The organism is Coprococcus hominis (ex Arizal et al. 2022) (assembly GCF_040094675.1).
Taxonomy (GTDB): domain Bacteria; phylum Bacillota; class Clostridia; order Lachnospirales; family Lachnospiraceae; genus Coprococcus_C; species Coprococcus_C hominis.
The window spans coordinates 60971-77812 of sequence record NZ_JBBNHG010000025.1; the positions used below are offsets into that span (position 1 = coordinate 60971).

At 44.1% G+C, this 16842-nt stretch carries 14 protein-coding genes and 1 other annotated feature; of the genes, 12 read left to right on the forward strand and 2 right to left on the reverse strand.

The window, feature by feature from the left end; translation table 11 throughout:
- Window positions 1-4: 4 nt before the first annotated feature.
- Window positions 5-337, reverse strand: coding sequence for a DUF3137 domain-containing protein (locus tag AAAT93_RS03485; RefSeq protein WP_117781465.1), 333 nt, complete (start codon window positions 335-337; stop codon window positions 5-7).
- Entirely contained in the window at window positions 334-891 is a 558-nt protein-coding gene (locus tag AAAT93_RS03490; protein WP_021985036.1) for a hypothetical protein, read from the reverse strand. Before AAAT93_RS03490 ends, AAAT93_RS03485 begins: the two co-directional genes overlap by 4 nt.
- Window positions 892-1102: 211 nt before the next feature.
- On the opposite strand from AAAT93_RS03490, the gene feoB reads away from it, so the two are divergent.
- The 12 genes from feoB to AAAT93_RS03550 all read left to right on the forward strand — a co-directional run bounded on the left by feoB (window position 1103) and on the right by AAAT93_RS03550 (window position 16659).
- Window positions 1103-3487, forward strand: a complete 2385-nt coding sequence (gene feoB, locus AAAT93_RS03495) for a ferrous iron transport protein B (RefSeq protein ID WP_021985037.1) — start codon at window positions 1103-1105, stop codon at window positions 3485-3487.
- Between the two features lie 108 nt (window positions 3488-3595).
- Window positions 3596-3893: a binding site (T-box leader), on the forward strand.
- 80 nt (window positions 3894-3973) lie between these two features.
- Entirely contained in the window at window positions 3974-5662 is a 1689-nt protein-coding gene (locus AAAT93_RS03500) for a carbon starvation CstA family protein (protein WP_227572964.1), read from the forward strand.
- A gap of 321 nt (window positions 5663-5983) precedes the next feature.
- Window positions 5984-6958, forward strand: a complete 975-nt coding sequence (bsh, locus tag AAAT93_RS03505; protein ID WP_021985039.1) for a choloylglycine hydrolase — start codon at window positions 5984-5986, stop codon at window positions 6956-6958.
- 150 nt (window positions 6959-7108) lie between these two features.
- A complete protein-coding gene (locus AAAT93_RS03510) occupies window positions 7109-7369 on the forward strand; it encodes a hypothetical protein (RefSeq protein ID WP_227572965.1) in 261 nt (86 codons plus the stop codon).
- Between the two features lie 160 nt (window positions 7370-7529).
- Window positions 7530-8144 (forward strand): TetR/AcrR family transcriptional regulator, encoded by a 615-nt coding sequence (locus AAAT93_RS03515; RefSeq protein WP_227572966.1) that lies wholly within the window; start codon window positions 7530-7532, stop codon window positions 8142-8144.
- A 174-nt stretch (window positions 8145-8318) separates the two neighbouring features.
- Window positions 8319-9020, forward strand: a complete 702-nt coding sequence (locus AAAT93_RS03520) for an ABC transporter ATP-binding protein (RefSeq protein ID WP_118734447.1) — start codon at window positions 8319-8321, stop codon at window positions 9018-9020.
- A gap of 1 nt (window position 9021) precedes the next feature.
- Window positions 9022-11523, forward strand: a complete 2502-nt coding sequence (locus AAAT93_RS03525) for an ABC transporter permease (protein WP_118374690.1) — start codon at window positions 9022-9024, stop codon at window positions 11521-11523.
- Window positions 11524-11617: 94 nt separating this feature from the next.
- On the forward strand, window positions 11618-12418 hold the full coding sequence (locus AAAT93_RS03530) for an SDR family NAD(P)-dependent oxidoreductase (RefSeq protein WP_021985044.1): 801 nt from the start codon (window positions 11618-11620) through the stop codon (window positions 12416-12418).
- A gap of 100 nt (window positions 12419-12518) precedes the next feature.
- Window positions 12519-13292, forward strand: coding sequence for a sodium ion-translocating decarboxylase subunit beta (locus AAAT93_RS03535; RefSeq protein WP_021985045.1), 774 nt, complete (start codon window positions 12519-12521; stop codon window positions 13290-13292).
- A 169-nt stretch (window positions 13293-13461) separates the two neighbouring features.
- Window positions 13462-14370, forward strand: coding sequence for an NAD-dependent epimerase/dehydratase family protein (locus AAAT93_RS03540; protein ID WP_021985046.1), 909 nt, complete (start codon window positions 13462-13464; stop codon window positions 14368-14370).
- A gap of 47 nt (window positions 14371-14417) precedes the next feature.
- The gene (locus AAAT93_RS03545; protein WP_117781657.1) at window positions 14418-15086 is read left to right on the forward strand and encodes a hypothetical protein; all 669 of its coding nucleotides are present in this window, start codon (window positions 14418-14420) and stop codon (window positions 15084-15086) included.
- Between the two features lie 319 nt (window positions 15087-15405).
- Entirely contained in the window at window positions 15406-16659 is a 1254-nt protein-coding gene (locus tag AAAT93_RS03550) for an ATP-binding protein (protein WP_008400146.1), read from the forward strand.
- Window positions 16660-16842: the final 183 nt, after the last annotated feature.

A 16842-nucleotide genomic window follows, 5' to 3' on the forward strand; every position in this document is an offset into this window, starting at 1 on the left:
CCTCCTAAAACAAATTCTCTTTCGTTAACATTTCGTCGACAATACTCAATATCGAATTAAGCTCATAGCGGAACCGCAATCTGGTTTCATCCAGACGGGATTTGCTCCAAAGTGTCTTTGTGAGTTCGAAAGAATTTTTCCCGTTATTTAGTGCCAGCGTGACTCTGCTGTTCTCAAATTCAATCTTCGTGTAGCCGTCGACCTTCTCATCTGCAGCAACAATATGTTCCATGAATTGTGGCGTGAGAATATAGAAGGCAAGCTCGTCATCGGAAGTGATTACCTTGAACTGCTGGTTGAATGGATCGCTCTCCATCTCAACTTTGTTCTGGCTCATGCCGAGAAATTCTGCCGCACCGCTGACGATACCGGAGAGAAAACCATTTTCTTTGCGTGGTAACGCGTTCTTTTCCGTCCGTTTTTATCCCGGTAGGTATCCTTATACTGCAGATGCAGATCGCAGAAGGTAAACGGAACCCCGCGATAAGTACCGGATACATAATCCGAGCCGGAGATACGATCGTAGTTTGGAAGAATGTTGCAGTTTTTCACGAAGTCCGGGTTGATATACTCATTTGGTGCGTATTTTTCAACCTGTACCTTCTCTGCAAGCACGCCTTTGACAAGGTATTCACCGGTCAGAGATTTGATTTTCCGTTCCAATGCATTTACAGACTTTCCGAGTACGACCAGAAATGGGATACAGAGAAGACCAAGGATTATGAAGAAGATTCCTTTCCCTATATTTCTGTCCCAATTTGCAAAGCCCCAGAAAATCGCTGCAGGCATGGCAATAAATAGAAGTGGATGAATAAAGTTCAGAAATTTAATCATCCGTTGCTTGCCGGAAATCTGCGATACAATCTGTGAATCGGATAGTTTTGAATCCATAATGTACACCCCCCCACTTATTTTGTAATATTTTGCATTATTATACATGGAAAAAACGATGAATGCAATGGAACTGACCGGTCGGATGCTGTATTATTTTTTGTTCTGCCTGTAATAATGTTTGCGTTGATGGTTATTCAGTTGTATTATGTAATTTGGATTGTAAAATATGTAGAAATATAAGAGATGTTTGAGATGGAGATGATGATAGATGACAATGGATGAATTACAGCCGGGGCAGAGTGCTTATATCACGGCGGTCGGCGGAGAAGGTGCCTTGCGGCATCATCTTCTGGATATGGGACTGACGCCGGGAACGGAAGTCACTCTGCAGAAGATTGCACCGATGGGTGACCCGGTACAGATGAAGGTGCGCGGATATGAGCTTACGCTACGATTGAGTGAAGCACAGAAAATAGATGTGGATCATGTGCATGAAAAGGAAACGGAAGCCCCAAAACAGACTGTGCGTTATGAGTCGATTGAACACCCGGGGGTTGGTGAGTTAGGACAGGCGGATCCCACTCATGTACATGACGAGAAGACGGCTGTTCCGAAGGGCGGTAAGCTGACGTTTGCGCTTGCCGGCAATCAGAACTGTGGCAAGACGACACTGTTTAACCAGCTGACCGGAGCCAATCAGCATGTCGGGAATTTCCCCGGCGTGACGGTTGACCGGAAGGATGGTACAATCCGGAATCATCCGGAGGCAACAGTGACAGACCTGCCGGGTATATATTCGCTTTCCCCGTATTCGAGCGAGGAGATTGTGACGCGGGAATTCCTGATTGAGGGTAAGCCAAGCGGCATAATCAATATTGTGGATGCGTCGAACTTAGAACGGAATCTGTGTCTGACGATGCAGCTGATGGAGCTTGGAATCCCGATGGTGCTTGCGCTGAATATGATGGATGAGGTGCGGGCGAATGGCGGTACGATTCGTGTCAATGAGCTTGAACAGATACTTGGAATTCCTGTGGTACCGATCTCGGCTGCGAAAAATGAAGGTATCGATGAACTGGTAAGCCATGCCATGCATGTGGCAAGATACCATGAACCGCCGGGAAGAATTGATTTCTGCCCGGACAGTAAGGATGACAAAGATCCGGTTGGAGCGGTGCATCGCTGTATCCATGCAGTTGCGCATATGATTGAAAATGATGCGAAGGAAGCCGACCTTCCTGTGCGGTTTGCTGCAACAAAGCTGATCGAGAAGGATACACCGATCGAGGATGCACTGCAGCTTGCAGAAGATAAGAAGGAAGCATTTGAGCAGATCGTGTCAGTCATGGAGAAGGAAACCGGGCTTGACCGGGAAGCGGCAATCGCCGATATGCGGTTTCAGTTTATCGGGAGATTGTGCGAGAAGACGGTTGTGCGTCCGCATGAGAGTAAAGAACACCGGAGAAGCGTAAAGATAGATAAGCTTCTGACAGGAAAATATACAGCGATTCCGTGCTTCATCGGGATTATGGCGATTGTATTTGCCATGACCTTCAGTCTGCTTGGCGCATGGTTGTCCGATGTGATGGCACTTGGCGTCGATGCGGTCATTGGATGGATCGACAAGGGACTTATCGTTGCGCAGATTAATCCGGTGGTACGTTCTCTTGTGGTGGATGGTATCTGTCAGGGCGTCGGAAGCGTCATCAGTTTTCTTCCTACGATCGTGATCCTGTTTTTCTTCCTGTCGATTCTGGAGGATACGGGCTATATGGCGCGGGTTGCATTTGTCATGGATAAACCGCTTCGTAAGATCGGATTATCGGGCAGAAGCTTCGTGCCGATGCTGATTGGATTTGGATGCTCTGTGCCTGCAATCATGGCGACACGGACACTCTCAAGTGAACGTGACCGGAAGATGACGATCCTGCTGACACCGTTTATGAGCTGTAGTGCGAAGCTTCCAATCTACACACTTATGATCAGTGCATTTGTGCAGCGGCAGTATCGTGTGTTTGCGATGGTCGGACTCTATCTGATTGGAATCGTGTGTGCAGTGATCTACGCACTGATTCTGAAGGTAACGAAATTCAAGGGTGAGCCGGTTCCTTTCGTCATGGAATTGCCGAACTACCGGCTGCCATCTGCCAAAAGCGTGTTGCACCTGATCTGGGAGAAAGCAAAGGGATTTATCCAGAAAGCATTTACGATTATCTTCCTTGCCTCAATCATTATCTGGTTCCTGCAGACCTTCGATCTGCGGTTTAATGTGGCTGCATCTGCGGATCAGAGCATGCTTGCCTTAATCGGAAGCCTGATTGCACCAATCTTCAAGCCGCTTGGATTCGGTGACTGGAGAGTATCAACGGCGCTGATTACAGGATTTACTGCAAAAGAGAGCGTGGTATCAACGCTTACGGTTTTGCTCGGTGGTGATGTGACGAGCGTGGCAACGTTATTCACTCCGTTTACGGCAATGGTATTCCTGATCTTTACGCTACTTTATACACCATGTGTGGCGGCGATTGCTACAGTGAAACGGGAGATGGGCGGCACGAAAGCGGCTGTGATCACGGTTATTGTGCAGTGTCTCATCGCATGGGTTGTTGCATTTCTGGTGCACGCAGTTGGATTAGCATTCGGCGTGGTATAAATGGTTGCTTCATAAATCAAAGCATAAATGAAGTTTTGATTGCGAAAAAAATTCAAAAAAGTACTTGACATTCGTTTTTAATAGGACTAGTATGTCGGTAAACAAAGAGCAAATGCTGAGAACAGAACAAGGTTTTCGAAAGGAAATACTTCAGAGAGCTGTCGGCTGGTGTGAGACAGTGTAGGATTTCGGGAATTATCCTCTGCGAGCAGTGCACTGAATTCCTAGAAGGACATTAGGTGTCACCGGTTTTCTACCGTTACATAGAAGCTTATTTCACAGATGACATGTTGAGATGATGCAAAAGATGCAAATATATCGATATGCGGTCTGTAAGATAAGAATGAGTGGTCGCATATGCGGCAAATAAAGTGGTAACGCGGAAGTTTAAACCTTCGTCTTTATATAAGACGGAGGTTTTTTATGTGTTTACTCTTTGTAACAAAAATATTCAGAAGGGAGCCGCCGCGTGGCGGGTGAGGAAGTATGAATGGTTTAGTAATTGTTTTAATCGGAATTGTAGTGTTGTTCGCGGGCTATCTTTTCTATGGCAGATGGCTTGCAAAGAAATGGGGACTTGATCCGAAGGCTGAAACTCCGGCAGTGAAGTACGAGGATGGAGAAGACTATGTTCCATCATCCAAATTCACGGTATTCGCACATCAGTTTTCATCCATCGCAGGTGCAGGCCCTGTAACCGGACCAATCCTTGCATCTGTATTCGGCTGGGTGCCGGTATTGCTCTGGTTGTTGATCGGTGGATTGTTCTTCGGAGCCGTACAGGATTTCGGTGCTTTGTATGCATCTGTGAAGAACGAAGGTAAATCGATGGGTATGATCATCGAGAAGTACATCGGTAAGGCAGGAAGAAAGCTTTTCATGCTGTTTTGCTGGTTGTTCACATTGCTTGTTATCGCAGCATTTACGGATATGGTAGCCGGAACCTTTGTTGGTAAGGGTGTTGTGGATATGGCGAAGGAGACAAGCTATGCAAATGCATCCGCCGCTTCTATCTCTATGTTGTTTATCGTAGCGGCAATCGTATTTGGTGTAATCCAGAAGCATGTAAAGAATATGAACGAAGGCGTCAGAGCCGTTATTGCAATCGCACTTTTGGTAGGTATGTTTGCGCTTGGTATGCATCTTCCTTGGTATGCTACAAAGACTGCCTGGATCTACATTGTTATGGCATATCTGTTCCTTGCATCGGTTATGCCAATGTGGTTACTGATGCAGCCACGTGATTACATGACAACCTTCATGCTGCTAGGCATGATCATCGGTGCAGTTGTCGGTGTTGTCGTAGCACATCCAACAATGCAGCTTAATGCGTATAACGGATTTAATGTCGGTGGAAATTATCTGTTCCCAACATTGTTTGTCACGATTGCCTGTGGTGCCGTTTCCGGATTCCACAGTCTGGTATCTTCCGGTACATCATCAAAGACGATCCGGAACGAGAAGGATATGCCGATGGTTGGTTATGGTGCCATGATTGTAGAGTCATTGCTTGGTATCATCGCATTGGTTGTTGTCGGTGCTGTTGCAGTCAATGGTACAAAACCGGATGGAACTCCATTTGCAATCTTCTCCAGTGGTGTTGCGGGATTCCTTGAGAAGCTTGGTCTTCCAGTTCAGCTCGCAACTGTATTTATGACAATGTGTGTATCTGCACTTGCACTGACATCGCTTGATTCCGTTGCACGTATCGGACGTATGTCTTTCCAGGAACTGTTCCTCGGCGATACAACCGATACATCAAAGATGCCTGTATGGCAGAAAATTTTGACTAACAAATATTTCGCAACTGTGGTAACATTATTCTTTGGATATTTACTGACACTTGGTGGATATACTAATGTATGGCCTTTGTTTGGTTCTGCAAACCAGTTGCTTGCAGCGCTTGTTCTGATTGCGCTTGCAGTATTCTTGAAGACAACCGGAAGAACCGGCTGGACACTGTACGCACCAATGTTCATCATGCTTGCCGTAACATTTACTGCATTGGTACAGAAGACAATCGCACTTGTAAAGAACATTGCCGGCGGAAATGCAACGATGCTCGTCGATGGACTGCAGTTTATCGTCGCAATCCTGCTGATGGTACTTGGTGTGCTGGTTGCATTTAGTTGTCTGAAGAAGCTGTTCACGAAGAAAGCAGAGGCTGAAAATTAGGAGAATTGCGAAATAAGAAAGTGTAAGCATATATTTCAATATGATTCATTTCATATACGATGTATTGAAACTAAGAAGTTCTAAATGTTCTTGGTTTATATTTAGAAATTATACGCCATCGCCGCCGATTCGACATCCATGTCTCAGCGGCGGCTTGTTTGAACATCGTGTTCAAACATGGCTGCGATTGATTCAGAACATTAAGAACTTCTAAGATTCAAACATATCGTATATTAAAATAAATCAATATTGAAATATATGATTTACATTTTCTTTCTTGTTTCGCAATGACAAATTTTTGACTTTGGAAGGAGATACAGGATGTGTACAGCAGCGACGTATAAGACGAAGGATTTTTATTTTGGACGGACGCTTGATTATGAGTTTTCGTATGGCGATGAGGTGACAGTGACACCGCGGAATTTCTGTTTCCGGTTCCGGCACATGAGTGAAGTGAAGACACATTATGCTATGATCGGTATGGCGTATGTGGCAGACGATTATCCGCTCTACTATGATGCAGTAAATGAGAAGGGACTTGGTATGGCGGGCTTGAATTTCGTTGGGAATGCGAAGTATCAGGACGTGCAGGCAGGGCGTGAGAATGTGGCACAGTTTGAGTTTATCCCATGGATTTTAAGTCAGTGTGCAACGGTGCTCGAAGCACGCAAAGTGTTGGAGAAGATGAATCTCGTTGGAACGCCGTATAGTGAGAAGCTGCCATGTGCATCGCTGCATTGGATGATTGCAGATAAGGATGCCGCAATTGTGGTAGAATGTGTGGAAGATGGCTTGCATGTCTATGACAATCCGGTTGGAGTGCTGACCAACAATCCGCCATTTCCGGTGCAGATGTTCATGCTGAACAATTACATGCATGTATCACCAAGCCAGCCGGAAAATCACTTTGCGAAGGAGCTGCCGCTTGCGACATATAGTCGAGGCATGGGTGGACTTGGACTTCCGGGCGATCTTTCGTCGGCGTCGCGGTTTGCGAAGGTCGCATTTACGAAGATGCATGCAATCTCCGGAGAGTCAGAAGCGGAGAGCGTGAGCCAGTTCTTCCATATCTTAGGTTCCGTAGAACAGCAGCGTGGCTGTTGTGAGGTGGAGCCGGGAAAATATGAGATTACGATCTATACATCCTGTGTCAATGCGGACAAGGGAATCTATTATTATACAACCTATGAGAATCATCAGATTCAGGCGGTGGATATGCACCGGGAGAACCTGGATGGAGATACACTTCGACGGTATCCGCTGATCAACGAAGAGCAGATTCGTGTGGTGAATTAAGAAGTGTGGATAAAATAATGAAATAGTTTGCTTTTTGCAGCAGCTAGGGATTTAGGCAGTCGATGAAAGTCGGCTGCTTTTTTATGTTAGTTTGAGTGGTAAATTGGGGGAAAAGTTGAGAAATCGGAAAAATCCCCCAACCGGAAGCTATTGGGAAGCAAGCGTGTTGGGGGAAAAGTTGGAAAATTGGGAAAATTCCCCAACCGGAAGCAGCTGAGAAGCAAGCGTGTTGGGAGAAAAGTTGAGAAATCGGGAAAATCCCCCAACCGGAAGCTAAAGGGAAACAAGTGGGTTGGGGGAAAAGTTGAGAAATCGGGAAAATCCCCCAACCGGAAGCTGTTGGGAAGCAAGTGGGTTGGGGGAAAAGTTGGAAAATCGGGGAAATCCCCCAAATTAAAAAATAAGGGTTGACAGTTGGCGCAATATACGCTAACATAACGATGTTATGTGAGGAGTCTCCTACAGGCGAAGCCTGTATTAGGATGGAGGCGACGACCTGCCGCATCACGAAGTGATGGGGTGAAAACCATGAGAAGCATATATCAGGATGGAGCGAAAAGGAGCAAGTAAAGTGGAAAAGGAAACAAGGGAGATGCTGCTGGCGAGTGCCAAGCAGGAATTCTTGGAAAAAGGATATCAGGGAGCCTCGCTTCGATCAATCTGTAAGAATGCCGGGGTGACAACAGGTGCATTATATTTTTTCTTTCAGGATAAGGAAGATTTGTTTGCGGCAATTGTGGAGCCGGTTTTGGAGAAGCTAAAACATATGCTGCAACAACATATGCGGCAGGAACTCATGGAACTGCAACAGCTTCCGGCTGCAAGGGAAGATAACATGCAGGATGATATGTTTGCAAGTACGCAGATTATCCATCTTCTATATGCGAACTATGATATGTTTACCTTGATTTTGACGAAGAGCCAGGGATCTCGGTTTGAAAACTGCGTCGATGAATTCGTTGCAATCATGGAGAATGGATATCAGATCTTTGCTGTAGAACAAGCGAAAGTGCTGGGCGTGGAACCACCGGATGAATATACGCTGCACTGGGTGGCACATGTACAGATCAATGCATTTTCTCACTTACTGCTGCATGAGAAGGATGAGCAGAAGGCGTTGAAGCATATGGAACAGGTTATGAACTATCTGTTGGGTGGATGGAACGCCATGTTCCAGAATCAATAAAGAAAATCAGCTATGTATGCATTAATATGTTGCATAGCTTTTTATAAGACGACAACATAACGATGTTATGTCGTTAGCAATCATAGGAAAAAATCTTTCAACTTAATGTAATCAAAACATAACACTGTTATGTAATGAAGAAGATACAAATAAAATACAAGGAGGATCAATAGGATGTATGTAGAGGTATCAGATGTAAAGAAAAGCTACGGTGAGGGTGGCAGTTATATGCAGGTATTGAAAGGCGTGTCGGTTGGTGTCGAGAAGGGAAAGATGTGCGTGATTCAGGGAACGAGTGGTTCCGGTAAATCCACATTGTTAAACTGTATCGGTGGACTGGATGTGGTAGATTCCGGTTCGATTCAGGTCGACGGACAGGAGATGGTAGGACTTAAAATGGATGCGCTCTCTGATTATCGTAGAGATTATCTTGGATTTATCTTTCAGTTTTACAATCTGGTTCCGAACCTTACCGTGCGCGAGAATATTCAGGTATGCGAATATCTGACTGATCAGCCGTTAGATATGGATGAGCTTCTGGATGTGCTTGGACTCACCGAGCATCAGAACAAATTCCCATCGCAGTTGTCCGGTGGACAGCAGCAGCGTTGCGCGATTGCCCGTGCACTCATCAAGAATCCGAAGCTTCTGCTCTGCGATGAGCCAACTGGAGCACTGGATTCAAGAACTTCCCGGGATATCCTCATTTTGTTAGAGAAGATCAATGCGCAGTATGGCACAACGATGATCATCGTCACACATAACAACGCAATCAAGGATATGGTTGATCAGGTAATCGTCCTGAAGGACGGACAGATCAAGAAAAATTATAACAATGAAACGAAGGTGCCGGCAGCAGAATTGGAGGATTTGTAAGATGCAGAAAGTATTACGCAAAAGAATTTTCAGAGATTTCAAAGAGAACCTGCCGCGTTATCTGGCACTCGCATTTTTGTTGATTCTCAGCATGTACATGGTTGTGAGTGTTGTTGGAGCAGCAGAGACGGTTATGCGTGGCACAACAACCGAGGCGGAGAAGCAGAACGTCGAAGATGGTCAGTTTTCCCTCTTTGTTCCGATGAAGGAGAGCGAGTGGGACGCACTGACGGATAAGGGAATTACATTGGAGAAAATGTTTTTCTTAGATTATGCTGTCGATGGGGATAAGACAATTCGAGTATTCCGCAATCGTACCGAAATCAATACGATTGCGATTTGCGCGGGTAAGCTCGCACAGGCAGACGATGAGCTTGTTCTTGAGCGGCAATATGCGGAGAAAAATGCTATACACGTGGGAGATACAATTGTTCTTGGTGACCGCACATATAAAGTAAGCGGTATCGGCACGGTGCCGGATTACGACAGCCCATTGAAATCACTCAGCGACACAAGCTGTGACAGCCTGAATTTCGGCTTGGCATTTGTGACAGATGAGGTGTACACGACACTTCAAAAGGAAGGCAAGAGCGCGAAGTCTGAGGAATATTATTATGCATATAAGTTAAATGACGCGATGACCGATGATGAATTAAAGGCAGAGTTAAAGAAGCTTTCCTTCTCATCCGACGATGTGGATGATGTGTATTTTCAGGAGTATTGGGACCGGACGCTCGGCAGGGAAGAGGAATTTCGCGATGGAATTAATGAGCTTGCTGACGGTGCAAAGGAGCTTGCTGAAGGACTTTCTGAGCTGACAGACAATAACCCCGCTCTTCAGAACGCAGCCGACGGTGCATCTGATGTACAGGATGGCATGCAGGAATTGAAGGATGAGACAGAGGATATGCTTGACGAAATCTTCACTGCCGATGCCGATAACCTGCTTTCCTTTGTAGCTGCAGAGGACAATGTACGTATCCATGCAGCGGGCGATGATGTAGCGATGAACAAGACAATCGGTATGATCGCGGGCGTTCTGCTCCTTGTGTTGATCGCTTATGTACTTTCTGTATTCGTGGTACATTCTATCGATCAGGAGAGTGCCGTGATCGGAGCCCTCTATGCACTCGGTGTAAAGCGAAAGGATCTGATGAAGCATTATATCCTGCTTCCGACTTTGATTTCCCTAATCGGAGGTGCGATTGGAACAGCACTTGCTTACACAAGGATTGGCGTGTGGTATCAGATGCAGGATGCATATAATTATTATTCTCTGCCGGATATAGCGGTGCAGGTACTGCCATATACAATCATATATGGTGTTGTGATTCCGCCAATCATATGTCTGATCGTGACGAGCCTGGTTATCCGTAAGCGCCTGTCTCGTCCGGTGCTTATCCTGCTGAAAAATGAACAGAAGGCCGCTACGGGCAAGGATGTGAAGCTCGGAAATATGAAGTTCATGAAGTTGTTCCGTATCCGTCAGATCCTGCGTGAGAGACGGACGGCACTTACCGTTTTATTTGGTATGTTTGTAAGTATCCTGCTTTTGGTAATGTCCATGGAGATTTATACATATTGTCATGCTGTACAGGACGATTATGTCGCAGATACGAAATTTGAATATATGTATACCTATAAATATCCAGCCGAACAAGTGCCGGATGGCGGCTATGAAGCTTATGCCAAGACGTTGAAGAAGGAAATCTATGGATATAACTTCGATGTAACAGTGCTTGGCATCAAGGAGAACAATCCGTTCTTTGATGTGATACTATCTGATTCTGCAGATAAGGTAACAATCAGCTCATCCATTTCTTACAAATATGGATTGAAAAAGGGGGATGTGATCACCCTGAAGGATGAGGAAAACGGAAAGATCTACGCATTTGAGATTGAGGCAGTGACACAGTATGCCCCAAGCTTCATGGTGTTCCTTCCATATGATAAGGCACTTGATCTGTTCGGCGAGCAGGAGGATTATTACAATGTCGTATTTGCAGATCATGATCTGGGTGTCGAGGGTGGACGTCTGTATTCGACGCTGACACGTGACGACGTGAAGAAAGCAGCCGGAATCTTCTCCGACCAGATGCGGTCGATGATCATTACGATCGGTGCTGTATCTGCCTTGATCTTTGCCATTGTCCTGTACCTGATGATGAAGGTTATGATCGATCGTTCTTCGTTCAGCATTGCGCTGATCAAGATCTTCGGTTACCGGAACAAGGAAGTGAAAAAGATGTATCTGGATGGAAACTTCTATATCGTTTTGATCGGTGCGCTTGTTTCGATTCCGCTTGCGAAGGTACTGCTTGATGCGACGTACGAGCCGCAGTTCGTGCCGAACATTGCGTGTGGTGTCGACAAGTCCTTTCCGGCATGGCTGTATCTGGCGATGTTCGCAGGTGTACTTGTATTGTATTTCATTATCAATCATTTACTTGTGCGGAAAATCAAGCAGATGCTACCGGCCGAAGTGCTGAAGAATCGCGAGTAAAATGAGAAAAAAACGCATGTATCCTCATTGAGAAGCATGCGTTTTTTTGGTACAATATACATATCTGAATTATGATACGAAAGGGGATTATGACATGGGATTTTTAGAAGGTAAAGTAGCAATTATCACAGGTGGCGGACGCGCGGTTTTGAGCGACGGAAGCTGCGGTTCGATTGGATATGGAATCGCAACTGCCTATGCGAAGGAAGGGGCAAACCTTGTCCTGACCGGACGGAACGTGCAGAAACTTGACGATGCAAAAGAAGAAATCGAACGCAAATATGGCGTGAAGGTGCTTCCGGTACAGGCGGATGTAAGCGCCGGCTCTGACAATGAGGCAGTCGTAGCAAATGTTGTAAAGCAGACGATCGATACATTTGGAAGAATCGATGTGCTGATCAACAACGCGCAGGCTTCTGCTTCCGGTGTGACGATCGCCGATCATACAACCGCACAGTTTGACCTTGCAATTTATTCCGGATTGTATGCGGCATTTTATTATATGAAAGCATGCTATCCATATCTGAAGGAGACGAAGGGCTCCGTGATCAATTTCGCATCGGGCGCCGGCTTGTTCGGAAACTTCGGACAGTGCGCTTACGCTGCAGCGAAGGAAGGCATCCGTGGATTGACGAGAGTCGCAGCAACCGAGTGGGCTGCCGATGGCATCAATGCGAATGTGGTATGTCCGCTTGCATGGACTGCACAGCTTGAGAATTTCGAGAAAGCATATCCGGATGCATTTAAGGCAAATGTCCACACACCGCCGATGGGACATTTTGGGGATGTAGAAAAGGAAATCGGACGTGTCTGTGTACAGCTTGCGTCACCGGATTTCAAGTATATGAGCGGTGAGACACTGACATTAGAGGGAGCGCTTGGTCAGAGACCATAAACGGTTAAAAAAAGTAAAATAGAAATTAACAGTTGCCACATAATTCGCTATGATTTGCCATTGAAGAAACGAGTTCCAACGAGGAGTTAAGTATGAGACGATGTGCAGATCACAAGCGAATTATTGTGGCAATTTTAATTGCAGCCTTAAGTATTCTGTGCGCAGTATCTTAGATCTTTTCCAGGGTATCGGTACGATGTTTGCGCAGTCACCACAGATTGCGATTGCGAGAGTCGTGTTGATCTTCTTAGGATTCTTATTGGTGTATTTAGGCGTGAAGGGAACGTTGGAGCCGCTCATCATGGTGCCGATGGGACTTGGTATGTCTGCGGTCAATGCGGGCGTTTTGTTCCTCGGTGAAAATCAGATCGGAAACCTGATCATTGATCCGCTACTTTCGACGACCGATGAGCTGATGACATACATGCAGATCAATTTCCTGCAGCCGATTTATAACCTGACGTTCAGTAACGGATTGATCGCGTGTCTCGTATTTATGGGAATCGGTATCCTGTGTGATATCGGTTATGTGCTTGAACACCCATTTATCAGTATGACGATCGCGCTTTTTGCGGAGCTTGGTACGGTTGCAACCTATCCGATCGCGCGTGCGATGGGGCTTGACGCCGGTTCTTCGGCAGCCGTTTCCATCATTGGCGGCTATGTTGTATATTTCTTTAAGAAAGGAAAGTTCAATCCGACGGTTGGCATCGCAGGTGTGTCGTGTGTGCCGTCTACGGCGAAGGTTGCACAGAAGGCTGCTGCAAAGGCAAATCCGGCAGCATTTATTCTGGATTATGCTCTTGGCGCGAATATCTGCGGCGTTATCACAACGGCAATCCTGACCGGTATCTATATTACGTTACTTAGTTAAATCAAAATCCCCTTCTGTGCCGGAAGCAGTCGAAATATGCTCTGGTGCGGAGGGGATTATTTGGTTGAGATTGAGTTTTGTTTGACATAAAATATGATACATAATAGAATTGGTTTAAGAGATAAAAAGAGGTTAACAAATCGGTATTTTTAGAACTAAGGAGGAATTTATGAAAAAGATACTAGTAACAGGGGGAACAACTTTTGTAAGTAAGTATGCAGCTGAATATTTTGTGAATATGGGCTATGAAGTATATGTACTTAACAGAAATACTAAGTCACAAGTTCGGGGAGTAAAACTCATTGAAGGCGATAGACATAATTTGAATGGTATATTGAAAAACCTCTCTTTTGATGTTGTGGCTGATATAACAGCTTATAACGAAAAAGACATTATTGATTTTGTTAAGGAATTAGGTTCTTATGGACAGTACATTATGATTAGTTCAAGTGCTGTGTATCCAGAGTATGGAGTTCAACCATTTCTTGAAGAATCAGAAAAAGCCGCAAATATCTTTTGGGGTACATATGGAACTGATAAAATAGCAGCTGAAAAGGCATTACTTGAAAGAGTGAAAGATGCGTATATATTAAGACCGCCATACCTATATGGGCCTATGAATAACGTTTATAGAGAGGCGTTTGTATTTGATTGTGCCTTAGCAGATAGAAAATTCTATTTACCAAAGGATGGAGATATGAAATTACAATTTTTCCATGTGAAAGATTTGTGCAGGTTGATGGAAGTGATTATAAAGGAAAAACCAGAGGAGCATATTTTAAATGTTGGTAATGCTGAAGCAGTATCTATAAAAGAGTGGGTTACAAAATGTTACGAGAGTTTAGGAAAAAAGCCGACTTTTGTAAATGTCTATGAGGAAATTGAACAGAGAAATTATTTTAGTTTTTACAACTATGAGTACTATTTGGATGTGTCTCGTCAAGGCGAGATATTCTCGGAAACTACAACTTTAGAAGATGGATTGAAGGATGCAGCTGAATGGTATCTTGAACATAACACTGAAGTTAATAAGAAACCATATTTTGAGTTTATTGATGAAAACTTAGTGGAAAGTTAAATTCCAGTTTATAGAGTTAAAAAATATAAGTTAAGGAGGCATGTATTATGAAAAAAGTAATCTATCTGCTTGTATTATGTATGGTGCTGGGAATGGCTGGATGTGGAACGAATCAAGAAAATAAAGAACCTGTGTCTGGAAATGTGTCCGTAGAAACAGAAAATAAAGAAAATGATGATGTAGTACAAAATGAGCAAATAGCAGATACTGGCTCATATCCTCCATGTGTTATGGTTGATGGTGTTATATATAAAGACACAGGATATGTAGCGTCAATGCCTGGTTGTGGAACAATGGATGGAGAAATTGTGTCAACAGTGGCAGGGACAGAGTTACCATCTGAAAATAATCAATCAAATTTCGGAAGCGGATATCATTATCAAAGGAGTTCTGAAGGTCAGCTCATAGTAGTCATTGATGACGAACGAATCATATTTAGAGATATTGAAAAAGATGATACGTCTATTCCAATAGAGGTTATCAATTTTAATGCAAAAGTAAAAGAAATTATCGATGATGGAGAACTTCTTGTAACGCATGTGAGTACAGCTGAAGGCTTTTGTCAGATGAATGATGGAGAGTATTATGTATCGGCAGAAAATTTAGCGGAAGATGTTCAGGTGGGAGATATCGTTACAATATGGTTTAATGGAATGATTAAAGAAACATACCCTGCTCAATTGGGGGTAGTTTATAGAATCATTAAAACACAATAATTAGTCAGATTCCAGTTTGTTGAACTGAATCCGAAAAGCATTAGGGCGCAGAGGAGATAGAATCCTTTGTGTAAAAGACTAACGAACATATTTAATGAAACATCGAAACCATCTTTTTTTTGTTGTTTACCTATAATAACGATTGGAGTAGTCGATTATAGACACTGCAATCAAAAAAATCTGAAAATATATTTATCAACATTACATAAAAGTGTGTAGATGCACATAAAATGGGAATGCATATTGAAATTCAGGTCGTTCTGTGATAGGATTTCATTACTAAAAAGTGTGCAGATGCACGGAAAGGGGGAGCGTAACGATGGAGATTAAAAGAGACGCTTACCTACAGCAGCTGACCCTGCGAAAAGATAATGGAATGATAAAGGTGATTACCGGCATTCGTAGATGTGGCAAATCCTTTTTGCTGTTTACCATCTTTAAGAGATACTTACTGGAGAACGGCGTTGATGTTGATCATATTATTGAGATTGCATTGGACGGTATTGAAAATGAGGAACTAAGAGATCCTAAGGTGTGTTTCAAGTACATCAAAGATGCCATGAAAGACGATGGCAAATACTATCTGCTTCTTGATGAAGTGCAGTTTATGTCACAATTTGAGGAAGTGCTGAACAGCCTGCTCCGCATGAGCAATATTGATGTGTATGTCACCGGAAGTAATTCCAAGTTCCTGTCCAGCGACATTGTGACCGAATTCCGTGGCAGAGGTGATGAGATTAGAATCTACCCTCTCTCCTTTGCAGAGTTTTATTCTGTCTATGACGGCGATTATGATGATGCATGGGATGACTACATGATCTACGGAGGATTGCCGCAGATCGTAAGTTTCCAGAGCGAACGACAGAAAGCAGACTATCTGAAGAACATCTTTGCAAATGTCTATCTGAAGGATGTTATTGAAAGAAATAAGATTCAGAACGTGGATGAGATTGGGATTCTGGTTGATGTGCTTGCATCTGCAATCGGCGCACCGACCAACCCTTCAAAGATTGCCAATACCTTTGCCAGTGAGCGTCAGATGACTTATGCTAATAAAACCATCTCCAAGCATATCGACTATTTGACAGATGCCTTTTTGATTTCCAAGGCAAGCCGATACGATATTAAGGGCAGAAAGTATATCGGTGCAAATCTGAAATACTACTTTACGGATCTGGGACTGAGAAATGCACGTCTGAATTTCAGACAGCAGGAGCCTACTCATATCATGGAGAACATTGTTTATAACGAGCTGTTGATCCGTGGCTACAATGTTGATGTGGGTGTCGTGGATATCTTCGATAAGGATAAAGAGGGCAAACGTGTTCGCAAGCAGTTGGAGGTTGACTTTGTGGTGAATCAAGGAAACCAGAGATACTATATCCAGGTTGCATATGACATGACTTCGGAAGAAAAACAGACGCAGGAGTTCAATTCTCTGCGTAATATCCCGGACTCTTTCAAGAAGATCGTCATTGTAAATGGCAGCAAAAAGCCTTGGAGAAATGATGAAGGTTTTGTCATCATGGGAATGAAGTATTTCTTGCTGAATGCGAATAGTCTGGAATTTTAAGTCGATTTGAGTTGTTGCTGTGGTGTTGTTCTATTTCAAAAAAGAGTGAACACGCTGGGAGAATGTCGTGATGTGACAGACCAATATCAAACCGGACGAAGTGCATATTTGCGACTGGGACAATTATTTATGAGATTATTTGCTGGATTGCTATAAGAATCTGATGAAACGACCTTTCAAAAA